The organism is Streptomyces sp. NPDC006510 (genome assembly GCF_040611955.1).
GTDB lineage: Bacteria > Actinomycetota > Actinomycetes > Streptomycetales > Streptomycetaceae > Streptomyces.
Genome location: NZ_JBEXPH010000223.1, coordinates 1 through 12,032, shown reverse-complemented (window position 1 = coordinate 12,032; position 12,032 = coordinate 1). Strand labels below are relative to the sequence as shown.

Below are 12,032 nucleotides of genomic sequence, written 5' to 3'. Positions count from 1 at the left end.
GCCCCGGGCCGGTCCGCCCGGCCCGGACGCCCGTGCAACGAGGTGACGGCGGCGGGCCCGGGACCGGAGTCCAGGGCGGGTACCGGTACCGGCGACGGGAAGGCGGTGGTCCTCGGCCGGGCGGCAAGGGGGCCGGGGCCGGGGAATGTCCGGTCGTGGTGGTCCTCGTGCCGGCCCGGGGTGCTCCCCGGTGCGGCCGGCACCTCGGCGGCCGGCAGTGCGCTCTGCAGCAGCGCGGTGGGCAGCAGCACCACCGCGGTCGTCCCGCCGTACGCGGACGTGCGCAACTGGACCTTGATGCGGTGCCGGACGGCGAGCCTGCTGACGACGAAGAGTCCGAGCCTGTCGCTGTCGAAGAGATCGAGCGCCTCCGCCTGCGCGATCCGCCGGTTCGCCTCGCCGAGGAGTTCGTCGCCCATGCCGAGGCCGCGGTCCTCGACCTCCAGGGCATAGCCGTTGCCCACAGGTTCACCGCTGATGCTCACCTTGGTGTGGGGCGGTGAGAACTGTGCGGCGTTCTCGATGAGTTCGGCGAGCAGATGGGTGAGGTCGGCGACGGCTGTACCCTGCACGGCGGCGTCGGGGAGTTGCCGTACCTCGATCCGGGCGTAGTCCTCGATCTCGGAAACGGCGGCCCGTACGACGTCGGTCAGGGGTACGGGCATCCGCCAGGCGCGTCCCGGTGCCGCGCCGGACAGGATGATCAGGCTCTCGGCGTGCCGCCTCATCCTGGTGGTGAGGTGATCGAGCCGGAAGAGATCGCTCAGTTCGTCGGGGTCGTCGGCGCGGCGTTCCATGCTGTCGAGGAGGTTGAGCTGACGGTGGACCAGCACCTGGCTGCGCCGGGCCAGGTTGACGAAGACTCCGGAGATGCCGTCGGCGAGTTCGGCCCGTTCGACGGCCGCGCCGAGGGCCGCCCGGTGCACGGTGCCGAGCGCCTCGGCGACCTGGCCGATCTCGTCGTGGCCGGCCGTGCCCTGCGGAGCCTCGGCGTCGATGTCGAGCTCCTCGCCGGACCGCAGCCGTTGCATGGCGCGGGGCAGTTTGCGGCGGGCGATCTTCAGGGCGCTGTTGCGGAGGCTGACGAGTTCGACGACGAGTCCCCGGCCGATGCGTACGGAGATGACCAGGGACGCCGCGACGGCGACACAGCCGAACAGGACGGCGGCTCCGGACGGGGTGAACAGTCCTCGGGCGAGCGGGGAGGAGCGGTCGGCGGCGCGCGGTCCGGCGGTGGTGTCAATGGTGCGGGTCCCGGTCCGGACGAGAGCGGCTGCTCGTTCCCAGTCGTCGGCCGGCACGGCCCGCGCGGCCCTGCGTCCGGGGGGCGCGGCGAGCACCCTGTCCTCGGTCGCCTGGATCTGCCGGTGGGCGGGGCCGGCGGTGAGCCTCTGCCAGGCGGCCCGCTCGGTGGCGGGAAGATCCTCGCCCGCGGTTCCGGTGAGGCTCCTCCGGGTTTCCACCGCGCCGGTGAACAGGCGCAGTTGCTCGCCCTCGAGCGTTCCGGTGCGGGCGGCGGTGGCCAACAGGGCGTCCTCGCGGGCGAGCATCTCATCGGCGCGGGCGAGTTCGAGCAGTACGCGGGCGTCGGAGCCGCCGGAGTCGTCCTGGATTCCGGTGAGTGCGCCGGAGACTCCCAGGGCCGCGGAGACGGCCGCCGTGTACCGGTCGTACACGGCCTTCACGGCGTCCGTGTCACCGTTCGCACCGCTCGCGTCGGTGTTCGCGTCTCCTTCGTCACTCTGCTCGGCGCGCAGGCGCCGGGTGAGGCCGAGGAACCGGTCGAGCCGGTCGGCGACCGCGGACGGGACGTTTCCGGTGTCGGCGATGGTGTGGCCGCTGTCGAACCTCAGGGCGGCGAGGGCCTTGTCGGTGCGTCCGGTCCGGCGTTCCAGTGCGGCGGACTGGGCGCTGCCGGGTGCCACGACCTGGAGCATGGCCTCCCGGCGTTCGCTCTGGAGTGCCGCGACTGCGGTGGATATCGGGGCCCGGAACTCTTCGTCGACCCGCTGGAGCTGACGCAGCCGTGCCACATCCTGGGCGGTGGTGACGGTGGCGAATCCCCACAGGGCGAGCAGCGAGACGACGGGCACCATCAGCAGCGAGATGATCTTCGCGCGTACGGTCCTGGGCCGCAGCGTCCACCGTCCGCGCGGCGCGTGCGGGTCCGGTGTCAGCAGCAGCCGCAGATCGTGCTCGGCGCTCTCGTCGGCCGGTGGGCCCGCGTGTGCGCGGCGTCCGCGCGTCGGCCGGGCGGCGGCCGTCGCACCGGTTTCCGGGGTCGTGCGGGGTGGGCGCATGGCCTCCTCGTTCCGAGTGTGGTGCTGGGTGGGTCGCGATTGCCGGGCGGCGGGTCGCGGCCCGTTCAGGGCGCGGTGACGGGCGATGTGTCGTGGTCGTTGACGCCGCCGCGCCGTGACCGGAGGGCGGGGCCCCGCCCGGTGAAGCCCTGTGCAGCGGCGGCGGGGTCCGGGTCGGCGGGGCCTGCGGCGCGTTCGGCGTAGACGTAGGCGGCGCGCTCCCTGGCTGTCGGGGAGAGTGCGACGAATGCCGAGGTCAGGAAGAGATACGAGCCGAGTCCTACGGCCAGGGGAAAGATGAACTGCATGGTGGTGGCGCCGGGGAGTTCGTCTCCGGAGGGTGCGACCTGTACGGAGACCGCGAACATTCCGGTGTAGTGCATGCTGCTGACCGCGGCGCCCATGACGAGGGAGGCGAGTGCGACGGCCCGGGAGGACTTGATGTTGAGTGCCGCCCAGAGGGCCGCGGTCGCCGCGGCGACCGCGATGGCGACGGAGAGCGCGACCCGCAGCGGGTCGTAGTGGATCGTGCCGTGCAGACGGAGGGCCGCCATGCCGAGGTAGTGCATGCTGGCGACGCCGAGCCCGGTGGCGAGCCCTCCGAGCAGCAGCGCCCTTGTCCGGTCGCGGCTGTAGCCGACGGCGAAGACGCCGCCGCCGACCACCACCATGGCGCCGAGCAGGCTGAGGAGGGTCAGCGGCACGTTGTAGCGGATGTCGCTACCGCTCACGCCGAAACCGAGCATCGCGATGAAGTGCATGGTCCAGATGCCGGAGCCGATGGCGGATGCGGCCGTGATCAGCCAGTTGCGGCGCGAGCGGCCGGTCGTGTCGAGTGCGCGCACGGTGCAGCTCAGGCCGAGTGCCGCGCCGATGCAGGCCATCACGTACGACAGCGCGGGTGTCAGCCAGCCGAAGGTGGCGTGGTCCAGGTGTCCCATGGATCGAGGACGCTAGCCGCGACGGGGGCGCGTGCCGGGGGCGCATTTCGAAAGCTTCCGGAATATGACAGAGAGAGGTTGCCGAACGATCAACCAGTGCTCGAACGCTCACCCCATTTCCCAACGTTTCGCTCTGTTTCGCTCCGTCGGCAACTGGGCGATCACGTCCGTATGGCCGACGACCACACACACGTCCAGGAGTTCTTCACAGCGCGTGCCGCGGACTGGGACACCCGTTTCCCCGACGACGGCCCCGCCTACGACGACGCCGTCGGCTCCCTCTCGCTGAGCCCTGGGGACGCGGTGCTCGACGCCGGCTGCGGCACTGGGCGGGCACTTCCCGCTCTGCGGGCGGCCGTCGGACCGCAGGGCACGGTCCTGGGCGTGGACCTCACCGCGGCGATGCTGGAGGAGGCGGTACGGGCCGGGCGCGACCGCGAGGGGACACTGCTCCTCGCGGATGTCGCCCGTCTGCCCCTCAGGTCACGGAGGCTCGACGCGGTGTTCGCGGCCGGACTGATCTCCCATCTGTCGCACCCCGGTCCGGACCTTGCGGAGCTGGCGCGAGTGGTGCGACCGGGCGGGCGGCTGGCGCTCTTCCACCCCATCGGGCGGGCCGCCCTCGCGGCACGCCACGGCCGCCGGATCACGGACGACGATCTGCGGGCCGAGCACAACCTCCGCCCGCTGCTGGCAGGTTCGGGCTGGCGGCTCGATGCGTACACCGATGAGGACGACCGCTTCCTCGCCCTTGCCGTACGGACGTCCTGACCTGCCCGCCCCGTGCCGTCCTACTCACTCCACCGGCGCGTCGGAGCGCCGGTTGTGCGGGACCGGACAACCATCGACGCCCGGGAGCGGGAAGGTCCCCAGCCCGGAGACCTGGTAGCCGTCCGGGTAGCCCTTGATCTCCGGGTTCTGCCGGGCGTAGTGCGGAGTGGAACGCGGCGGCAGGAGTCGCACCGCGCGTGCCCTCAGCCGCAGGGCGCCATGTGTGAGGTTCCGGGCCACGGAGCCGGGGCGTTCGTAGCGGAATGCCCGCAGCAGGGAATCGTCGAGCAGTGCGAGGGCGGCCTTCCGCGCGACGGGGGCCAAGGGGCGCGGGTACCAGGAGCCCATCAGGTCCAGGGTGGCGTCGGATACACGGCGTCCCCCTTCGTCCCAGCCGAAGTGTTCGGCCTCATAGGTGTCGAGGGTGCGCTCGAAGTCTTCGTACGTGCGCGGCAGTTCCTTGATGCCCATGTGCGCGCCCAGGGTCCGGTAGTAGGCGGCGCACGCCCGCAGTTCGTGGTCGGAGAGCCGACGCCAGCCGTAGCTGTCGAGCCAGCGCTTCGGGGTGACGACGAAGGTGCACAGCACATAGCGCATGTCGTCGTTGCTGATGTCGTAGCTGCGGTGCATCTGGTTGATCCGGCGGAGTGCCGTACGCCCGGAGTCGCTGTCGAAGCCGTGCTCCAGGACCGTGTCGAGGAGCAGTGCGGTGTCGTCGTAGCGCTTCTGCGAACGGTCCGTCAGTTCTGCGGTCTGCGCAAGTAGTTGCCCGATGCTGGGTACGGCATAGGTGCGATACAGGGCCAGTTCGAGCGCGCGGGTGATGTCCCAGGGAAACTCGTAGGTTGCCATGATCCGGTAGATTCGAAGGAAGTCCCGCTCCGGATCCAGACGCTGAATCTCCTTCAGCCGGTCGTACCGCTTCACCGCACTGCCCCCTTGTATCGGCCGAAGGTCCAACTCTACGTCGGCGGGGAACACCGCAAATAGTTAGCAGCAAGCGACGCACTCACAGTTCCTCGGGAAGGCGGTCCCCATGATCGACATAATCGGCAGCCTGCGGAAGGTTGTCGCCCCCGACCGCAAGGCGGATCAGTCCGCAACGCCCTCCAAAGAGGACCGGCGCAAGCAGCACAATCTCTTCGAGGCGGCCGCCACCTTTGTCGCGGCATCCGTGGAGGAGGACGAGGCGCTGATCGACGAGGCGAGCGGCTGGGTGTCGCCCGAGGCGCTCTCCTTCGGCGTCAGCGAGCTGGCCTGCCGGGCCGTCATCGCGCTGGCCCGCGAGCGCGGCGAGTCGCCGCAAACGGTGGCCCGAAGCCTGCTCGGTCTCCCCGCCGATTGACGAGTGCCGTCCGCCTCGCACGGAACCGTCGTCTTCCCTTGTCAGGGCCTCGACGAGTGGGTTACTCACTCGTTAAGGTGCGCCGACGGACAACGACGACGGACGAGGAGGGTGCCGTGGCCGCGCCGAACGACACGGTCGCCGACGACGACGCGCTGTATGTGCTGACCGCGGTGCTGCTGACCCCGGCGCAGTTCCCGAGCGTCCTCGGTGACGATTACCCGGCCGCATGTGCGGCGCTCGCCCTCGAACCGTACGCCGAGGGGTACGGGCTGGTCCTCGGCCAGGACGGCAGTGGCGCGCGGTGGACCGTCGTCGTGGAGGACGTGTCGTTGGTCGCCGTCGCGATCGCGGCCTGGGACTGCGGCATGGACTACGACCTCTCTCCCGACGACCGTTCGGTGGTCTGCGCGCTGCCCGGCTGGCCCCTCTCGGTGGCGGTCGCCGCTCCGGGCGTGGCGGCGCCGCACGATCCGCTGCCGGACCCGGAGATCGACGGCATCGCCCCGGAGCCGCTGACGCCGCCCGACACGGGGTCGTGGGGACCGGCCCAGCGGCGCCTGGGCGCGGACGAGATAGCGCACCAGTGGGCCGCTTGGCGCGAGCAGATCGACGACGAGATGGCCTTCACCGCTCCGGCGGGCACGGACGGTTCCGGGAGCGGGGCCGGGTCCGTATCCGACCCTGACCGTGACCCTGGACCTGAGGTAGAGCTCCAGGTCGAGGTCGAGACCGGGCCTGAAACCATGGGCGGGCCCGAAGCGGGCGTCGCAGCCGACGGGAAAATCGACGGGGAATCCGAGACAGAGCCGGGAGGAGAGCCCCTGGCCGAGTCCGGAAACGAGCCCGGGAACGAGCCCCGAAGCGAGGCCGGGGACGAGCCCGGAAACGAGTCCGCTGCCGAGTCCGGGAACGACCGGGCCGACGCAAGCTCCGCCAGCCCGGCCCCGGACGCGCATTCCGGAGTGCACCCCGGTGTACGGCGGGCGCTCGCGCAGGCACACGGCTACGTCGACACCCCGCCGCCACCCGGCCGGGTCCGGTCCTCCTTCGCCACGGACGACGCCCGGATGCTGCGCGCCGACGGCCCCGGCTGGTCCCTGGTCGCCCGGACCGACGACATCGCGTTCATCCTGCTGGACGAGGAGCCGGGCGAGGTGCTGCCGGTCGGACGGGGCACCGAACTGCCGGGTTTGTTGAAGGCTCTGGACGCGCTCGCGGTACGGCCGGCCTGACCCCGCTCCGGGGACTCGGCGGCCGTACCAACGGCCGGGCCCCTCGGGGCCCGACCACTCCTGCGGACCTACACGCGCTCCAGTGCCCGCCGGTGACCTCGACGACGGCCGCGTCGCCGAGGCGCAGCAGGGTACCGACGGGAGGGTGAGGAGATCGAGACCGCTGATGGTGACGTTCTCCCCCCTCAATGCGGAGCCCTCCCTCTCAGCGCCCTATTTCCTTGCGGGTGATCCTGCGGAGCCTGCGCCGCTGGCTGGGGTCCAGCAGCAGATACGCGATCGCCGGAACTCCGACCAGGACCAGCAACGACAGCCAGAAACCGATGAACGGCATCAGGATGACCGCTACGACCACTCCCCCGATGGCGATCTTCGCGCTGTTCGACATCGTCCACGCCTCCTTCGCGGCCCGAAGCCGCTTCTGCTGTGAGAACGCGTGTGCGCGCCCATCGGTTCCAGCAGGCCGCGGACCCGGAACGGTCACCTGAGGGGTTCGCCGACCTCGTGCATGTGGCGCAGTGCCTGCCGGTAGGACTCGATCAGTCCGGTCTCCGCGTACGGCATGCCCAGTGCCTTGCAGTGGGCGCGCACCATGGGCTGCGCCAGGCGCAGGTGCGGGCGGGGCATGCTCGGGAAGAGGTGGTGCTCGATCTGGTAGTTGAGCCCGCCGAGGAACCAGTCGGTGAGGATGCCGCCGCGTACGTTGCGCGAGGTGAGGACCTGACGCTGGAGGTGGCCCCAGCGTTCGCCGTCGGGGTCCGGCATCTCCATGCCCTTGTGATTCGGCGCGAAGGCCATGCCCAGGTGGAGCCCGAACAGCGCGTGGTGCACGAGTGCGAAGACGACGGCCTTTCCCGGGGACAGGACGGTGAGCAGCAGCGTTGCGTAGAGGCCCAGATGGGCGACCAGGAGCAGTGCCGAGAGGGCCCGTTCCCGGGCGGGCTGCTGTCGCAGGTACTGGAATCCGGAGACCTTCAGCGCGATGCCTTCCAGGAGCAGCATCGGGAAGAAGAGACGGGCCTGGTTGCGGGTGAGCCAGCGGGCGAAGCCCTCACGCTGGGCCGCCTGCTTCTGGGTCCAGACGAGGGCGCCGACACCGACGTCCGGGTCCTTGTCGATGTGGTTGGGGTTGGCGTGGTGGCGGACGTGTTTGTCGTTCCACCATGCCTCGTTCATACCGAGCAGCAGGTTGGCGTGCACGAGGCCGATGGCGCGGCCGGCCCTGCGTGCGCCGGTTATCTGCGCGTGTCCGGCGTCGTGTCCGACGAACGCGGTGCGAGACCAGAAGACCGCCAGCGGCAGCGCGAGCAGCAGGGTCCACCAGGTGTTGCCGAGGAGGACCATGCCGGCGATCACGGCGCCCAGCGCGAGCAGATTGACGGCGATGCCCGCTGCGTACCAGCCGGTTCGCCGCTCCAGGAGCCCCTGCCCCTTCACGGCCCGCAGCAGGGGCGCGAAGTCGCTTCCCTGAGCCGGAGCGGCCCCGGTCCCGGCGGCGCCTGCCGCACCACCCGCACTACCCGCGTCGGCACTTCCGGCACCGTCACGGGTGCCTTCCGCTGCGGTGGCTATGGCCTGGGGCATGTCGTCTCCGGTCTCTGGAAAGCTGCGCTGACCTGTAGAAACGTACGGGGACCAGAGATCCGGCAACCATGGCGCCACCACCCGGGACTTCCGGGGGTATACCCCCTCCCCCGATGGGGGTGCTGACCGCACCCCGGGGGTGGCATGCTCTCCCGGCCGACGAACGGCCGGGCATTCCATCGATCCGGATGTGGCCCGGATCACGGCGATTCCCCTCACGGGCCAGGACAGCGTTGGGGTACCCTCGGCGACCCGAGCCAACTAGTCAAATTTGAGGAATTCGGCATCGCTGTGCACAGACTCCCTGCGGCAACGCTCTTCGAGATCTCCGCACTCTCCGCCTGCTCCGTGGTCTTCCTGCCCGGGGACCCCTCCCGTACCGGCCGAGTCGCCTTCTGGCATCCGGACGGCAGCAGCCCTCCCGATGCTCCCGGATGCCTGGAGGAACTGGCCGTCGTCGGCGCCGACGCGCGGGCGTACGCCGTACCGGCACGGTTGCTTCCGGTCCGCGACGCGCTGCCTGTGCTGACGCGTGCACGGACCTCGGCGCAGGCCTCCGATGCGGCCGCGTTCTGGGGTACGGCCGCTCTCCTCGCTCTCCAACTCGCCGCCCGCGGCCTGCTGCTGCCGGGGCTGAGCGCCATGGACCACGATGCCTGGCGGGCCGGTCCGCTGACCGCCGACGACCAGTCGCGGATCCGGACACTCGCGGCCTCGATGCCGCCCCTGGCGCACGCGGTGCCGCTCGACGGGGCCGCGCAGCCCGTTCTGCTGCCCGAGCCCGAGCGGCTGCTGCGCGCCTTCCTCGACGCGGTGGCGGACGGTCTGCCCCGCACCCCCGCCGCGGAGTTCGCCGGCGGCGGCCCGGCCTTCACCGTCGATGAGCCACAGCAGCTGCCCGGCCACCGGGCCTGGGCAACCGATGTCGCGGCCGGGCACGACGCGGGCGTCCGGCTCTCGCTCCGGGTGGAGGTTTCCGGGCTCACCGCACCGGACGGGGACGCCGAGCGGTCCGCCGGCCCCTCCTTCCGGGCGGTCCTGCAGATCCACAGCGTCAGCGATCCGACGCTGGTCGCCGATGCGGCCGAGGTCTGGGCGGGCGTCGCGGGCACCGCTGCGGCTTTCGGACCGCGTGCCCGGATGGATGCCCTGCTGGCGCTGCGCCGGGCCGCCCGTGCCTGGCCACCGCTGTCTCCGCTGCTGTCCGCCGCGGTGCCCGAATCCGTGGAGCCGGCCGACGACGAGCTCGCCGAACTCCTCGGCCCCGCCGGACGGGCGCTGGCCGCGACCGGGGTCCAGGTGCACTGGCCCAAGGAGCTGGCCCGCAAGCTCACCGCACGCGCCGTGATCGGGCCGCCCGACGGCGAGGAGAGCGAGGAACACGAGGGGGTCGCACGCACCGGGTCCGAGGCTCCGCCGCTCCTGTCGGCCGACGCATTGCTGGCGTTCGACTGGTGGTTCGCGCTGGGTGATCAGAAGCTCAGCCGCGCCGAGCTGGACCGCCTGGCCGAGGCCAACAGGCCGGTGGTGCGGCTGCGGGACCAGTGGGTGCTGATCGACCCCGAAGAGGCCCGGCGGGCCCGCGAGACCCAGGACCACAAGGTCACGCCGATCGACGCGCTGGGTGCGGTCCTGACCGGTTCCACCGAGCTCGACGGGCAGCGCGTCGAGGTCCGGGCCACGGGCTGGCTGGAGCAGTTGCGCCGCCGGTTGGCCGACCCGGAGGCGGCCGGGCAGCAGGGCGAGCCGCAGCCGGTCGGCCCGCCCGAGGCCCTCGCCGCCACGTTGCGCGACTACCAGCTGCGCGGTCTGAACTGGCTGCACACCATGACCTCGCTCGGTCTCGGTGGCTGTCTCGCCGACGACATGGGGCTCGGCAAGACCATCACACTGATCGCTCTGCATCTGCACCGCCAGACCCTCGATTCGGCCGTCGGGCCGACGCTGGTGGTCTGCCCCACGTCGCTGATGGGGAACTGGCAGCGGGAGATCGAGAAGTTCGCGCCGGGCACACCGGTGCGCCGCTTCCACGGCGGATCGCGCAGCCTCGCCGACCTGCCGGACGGCGAGTTCGTCCTCACCACGTACGGCACCATGAGGCTCGACGCGGCAAGGCTCGCGGAGATCCGGTGGGGCATGGTGGTCGCCGACGAGGCGCAGCATGTGAAGAACCCGTACTCGGCGACGGCCAAGCAGCTGCGGACGATCGGCGCACAGGCCCGGGTGGCGCTGACCGGCACTCCGGTGGAGAACAACCTCTCCGAGCTCTGGGCGATCCTCGACTGGACGACGCCCGGTCTGCTGGGGCGGCTCGGCACCTTCCGTACCCGCTACGCGCGGACCGCGGAGGGCGGTGACCCGGCGGCTGCCGAGCGGCTCGCCTCGCTGGTGCGACCGTTCCTGCTGCGCCGGCGCAAATCCGACCCGGGCATCGCGCCCGAGCTGCCGCCGAAGACCGAGACGGACCGCACGGTGTCGCTGACGGCGGAACAGACGGGTCTGTACGAGGCGGTGGTGCGCGAGACGCTGGCCGCGATCTCCGGTGCCGACGGCTTCGCCCGACGCGGTCTCGTCGTCAAGCTGCTGACGGCGCTGAAGCAGATCTGCAACCACCCGGCGCAGTACCTGAAGGAGAACGATCCCCGGATCGCGGACCGTTCGGGAAAGGTGGAGCTGCTGGACGAGCTGCTGGACACGATCCTGGCGGAGGAGGCGAGCGTGCTGGTGTTCACCCAGTACGTACAGATGGCCCGGCTGCTCGAACAGCATCTGGCGGCGCGCGGGGTGCGTACGCAGTTCCTGCACGGCGGTACGCCCGTCGCGGAGCGCGAGGCGATGGTCAACCGCTTCCAGGCGGGCGAGGCCCCGGTCTTCCTGCTGTCGTTGAAGGCGGCCGGCACCGGGCTCAACCTCACCCGGGCCGGTCATGTCGTGCACTTCGACCGCTGGTGGAACCCGGCGGTCGAGGCCCAGGCCACCGACCGCGCGTACCGGATCGGCCAGACCCAGCCCGTGCAGGTGCACCGGCTGATCGCCGAGGGCACGATCGAGGACCGGATCGCCGACATGCTGGCCCGTAAGCAGGGCCTCGCGGACGCGGTGCTCGGATCCGGCGAGGCGGCACTGACCGAACTGACCGATGCGGAACTGGCCGATCTGGTGGAGCTGCGAGGGGGCACACGATGAGCGACGGACACGACGGCGACCGCTACGACGGCGGCGAGTACGAGAGCGACGGCAGGCACGAACCCGCCCCGGGACAGGAGCGGACCTTCGCCGCGCTGCCGCCCGCGCACGGCCGCGGCTTCGCCGAATCCTGGTGGGGCCGGGCGTGGCTGAAGGCCCTGGAGGACACCGCGCTGGACGGCCAACAGCTCAAGAAGGGGCGCAGGTTCGCCCGCGAGGGCCGGGTCGGTGCGGTCTCCGTGCGGCCCGGCCGGATCACCGCGGTCGTCCGGGACGGGGACTCGTCCACGTACCGCAGCGATGTACTGCTCCAGGAGCTGAGCGAGGCGGACTGGGAACAGTTCCTCGGGATGGCCGTCGATCGGGCCGGGCACATCGCTGCGCTGCTGGACCGGGAGATGCCGCCGCACCTGGTGGAGGACGCGGCCGCGGCCGGGGTGGAGCTGCTGCCCGGGATCGGCGACCTGGACCCGGAGTGCAGCTGTGACGCATGGGACCACTGCCCGCACACCGCCGCGCTGTGCTACCAGGTGGCGCGGCTGCTGGACCAGGACCCGTTCGTGCTGCTGCTGATGCGGGGGCGCGGTGAGCGGCGGCTCCTGGACGAACTGCAGGTCCGCATCGCCGCCCGCGCCGAGGGGCACGCGCCGGCCGACCCCGCCGACGGGGC

General features: G+C 71.5%; 9 protein-coding genes and 1 pseudogene. 5 read left to right on the top strand and 5 right to left on the bottom strand.

Translation table 11 applies throughout. From position 1 onward, the window contains the following. Together ABZY11_RS38130 and ABZY11_RS38125 are read right to left on the bottom strand one after the other, a co-directional pair. Positions 1-2,300: nitrate- and nitrite sensing domain-containing protein (locus ABZY11_RS38130; RefSeq protein ID WP_356483559.1), on the bottom strand; the 2,300-nt coding region annotated here is incomplete at its 3' end. A 65-nt stretch (positions 2,301-2,365) separates the two neighbouring features. After that, positions 2,366-3,241, bottom strand: a complete 876-nt coding sequence (locus tag ABZY11_RS38125) for an MHYT domain-containing protein (RefSeq protein WP_356483558.1) — start codon at positions 3,239-3,241, stop codon at positions 2,366-2,368. A 171-nt stretch (positions 3,242-3,412) separates the two neighbouring features. Between ABZY11_RS38125 and ABZY11_RS38120 the strand changes: the two genes are divergently transcribed. Next, the gene (locus ABZY11_RS38120) at positions 3,413-4,012 is read left to right on the top strand and encodes a class I SAM-dependent methyltransferase (RefSeq protein ID WP_356483557.1); all 600 of its coding nucleotides are present in this window, start codon (positions 3,413-3,415) and stop codon (positions 4,010-4,012) included. 24 nt (positions 4,013-4,036) lie between these two features. On the opposite strand, the gene ABZY11_RS38115 is transcribed toward ABZY11_RS38120, so the two are convergent. Then, the gene (locus ABZY11_RS38115) at positions 4,037-4,939 is read right to left on the bottom strand and encodes an oxygenase MpaB family protein (protein ID WP_356483556.1); all 903 of its coding nucleotides are present in this window, start codon (positions 4,937-4,939) and stop codon (positions 4,037-4,039) included. Between the two features lie 109 nt (positions 4,940-5,048). Between ABZY11_RS38115 and ABZY11_RS38110 the strand changes: the two genes are divergently transcribed. Together ABZY11_RS38110 and ABZY11_RS38105 are read left to right on the top strand one after the other, a co-directional pair. Further along, complete coding sequence (locus ABZY11_RS38110; RefSeq protein ID WP_356483555.1) at positions 5,049-5,357, top strand: hypothetical protein; 309 nt, start codon at positions 5,049-5,051, stop codon at positions 5,355-5,357. A gap of 116 nt (positions 5,358-5,473) precedes the next feature. Continuing rightward, positions 5,474-6,592 (top strand): hypothetical protein, encoded by a 1,119-nt coding sequence (locus tag ABZY11_RS38105; protein ID WP_356483554.1) that lies wholly within the window; start codon positions 5,474-5,476, stop codon positions 6,590-6,592. A 205-nt stretch (positions 6,593-6,797) separates the two neighbouring features. On the opposite strand, the gene ABZY11_RS38100 is transcribed toward ABZY11_RS38105, so the two are convergent. Next, positions 6,798-6,980, bottom strand: a complete 183-nt coding sequence (locus tag ABZY11_RS38100; RefSeq protein WP_326763622.1) for a hypothetical protein — start codon at positions 6,978-6,980, stop codon at positions 6,798-6,800. 92 nt (positions 6,981-7,072) lie between these two features. After that, the gene (locus ABZY11_RS38095) at positions 7,073-8,176 is read right to left on the bottom strand and encodes an acyl-CoA desaturase (RefSeq protein ID WP_356483553.1); all 1,104 of its coding nucleotides are present in this window, start codon (positions 8,174-8,176) and stop codon (positions 7,073-7,075) included. 291 nt (positions 8,177-8,467) lie between these two features. Here ABZY11_RS38095 and ABZY11_RS38090 point away from each other — a divergent pair, with 291 nt between their 5' ends. Next, positions 8,468-11,362, top strand: a complete 2,895-nt coding sequence (locus tag ABZY11_RS38090) for a DEAD/DEAH box helicase (protein ID WP_356483552.1) — start codon at positions 8,468-8,470, stop codon at positions 11,360-11,362. Next, positions 11,359-12,032: pseudogene (locus ABZY11_RS38085) on the top strand (SWF or SNF family helicase); the annotation flags it as partial. The gene ABZY11_RS38090 and the pseudogene ABZY11_RS38085, both read left to right, overlap by 4 nt.